General features: G+C 48.0%; 1 rRNA gene. It reads left to right on the top strand.

The features are described from left to right. Window positions 1-59: 59 nt before the first annotated feature. A 23S ribosomal RNA gene (locus FHQ30_RS12860) occupies window positions 60-604 on the top strand; the annotation flags it as partial.

Genomic DNA, 604 nt, shown 5'->3' with positions numbered 1-604 from the left:
AATGGCAACTGAACGGACACGAAAGTGAACGTGCGGTATAAAAATTCTTGAGGTTGTATGGTTAAGTGACGAAGCGTGCAGGGTGGATGCCTAGGCAGTCAGAGGCGAAGAAGGACGTGCTAATCTGCGAAAAGCGTGGAGGAGTTGATAAGAAGCGTTATTACTCCACGATATCCGAATGGGGCAACCCAGTAGATGAAGAATCTACTATTGTTAACTGAATTCATAGGTTAACAAGGCGAACCGGGAGAACTGAAACATCTCAGTACCCCGAGGAAAAGAAATCAACCGAGATTCTGTAAGTAGCGGCGAGCGAACGCGGAAGAGCCGTTAGTGATAGTAAGTGTGTTAGGAGAATGTGTTGGGAAGCACAATCGTAGAGGGTGATAATCCCGTATCCGAAGGCGCATTTATGGTACTAAGCTAACAACAAGTAGGGCGGGACACGAGAAATCCTGTTTGAAGATGGGGGGACCATCCTCCAAGGCTAAATACTCCTGACTGACCGATAGTGAACCAGTACCGTGAGGGAAAGGCGAAAAGAACCCTGGTGAAGGGAGTGAAATAGAACCTGAAACCCTGTACGTACAAGCAGTGGGAGCCC

It is taken from the genome of Testudinibacter sp. 'clade 2' (genome assembly GCF_006227735.1).
Lineage (GTDB): Bacteria > Pseudomonadota > Gammaproteobacteria > Enterobacterales > Pasteurellaceae > Chelonobacter.
This window is presented reverse-complemented; position numbering and strand designations above follow the sequence as displayed.